The organism is Clostridium neuense, assembly GCF_045310695.1.
In the GTDB taxonomy this organism is placed as follows: Bacteria; Bacillota; Clostridia; order Clostridiales; family Clostridiaceae; genus Clostridium_S; species Clostridium_S neuense.
Map to the genome: position 1 here is coordinate 1 of NZ_JBJIAA010000046.1, position 915 is coordinate 915.

Annotated in this window: 1 protein-coding gene and 1 pseudogene; both read left to right on the forward strand. The window is 35.3% G+C overall.

The features are described from left to right. Positions 1-624: fructose-6-phosphate aldolase (fsa, locus tag ACJDT4_RS23285; protein ID WP_406790016.1), on the forward strand; the 624-nt coding region annotated here is incomplete at its 5' end. Between the two features lie 19 nt (positions 625-643). After that, positions 644-915 (forward strand): annotated as a pseudogene (locus tag ACJDT4_RS23290) (transketolase); the annotation flags it as partial.

The following is a 915-nucleotide window of genomic DNA, read 5'->3' on the forward strand; positions in this document are numbered from 1 at the left end:
GAAATCAAAGAAGCTAATGATATGGGCGTAATTTGTGGTGTTACAACCAACCCATCATTAATTGCAAAAGAAGGAAGAGATTTTAAGAAGACTGTTGCTGAAATAGCAGAAATAGTAGATGGACCAATCAGTGGAGAAGTTAACACTGAAAACAGTGAAGATGCAAAAAAGATGATAGAAGAAGGAAGAGAAATAGCTGCCATCCATCCTAACATGGTTGTTAAAATACCTATGACTGAGGCAGGACTTAAAGCCGTTAAAGTTCTTTCAAAAGAAGGAATAAAAACAAACGTAACTTTAATATTTTCTGCAGGGCAGGCACTTTTAGCAGCTAATGCAGGTGCAACTTATGTAAGTCCATTCCTTGGAAGATTAGATGATATTGGAACTGAAGGAATGACACTTGTACGTGACATTGCTGAAATATTTGATATATATGGAACAGAAACAGAAATAATTGCTGCAAGCATAAGAGGACCTCTTCACGTTATAGATGCAGCTAAAGCTGGTGCAGACATTGCAACAATACCATTTAAAGTCATAAAGCAAATGGTTAACCACCCATTAACAGAACAAGGAATTGAAAAATTCAAAAAAGACTGGGCAAATACTTTTGGAAAATAAAATTTGTGAGGTGCTGTAAATGAGTAAAGAATTAGATGCTTTAGCTATAAAAGCGATAAGAGTAATTTCTGCAGAAGCTATAGAAAAAGCTAAATCAGGACATCCAGGTTTACCTCTTGGATGTGCTTCTATGGCATATACTTTATGGACAAAGATGAAACACAATGGAAAAGACCCAAAGTGGGATAACAGAGATAGATTTGTATTATCAGCTGGACATGGTTCAATGCTTGAATATTCCCTTCTTCATTTATTTGGATACGGAATTACAATGGATGATATAAAGGAATT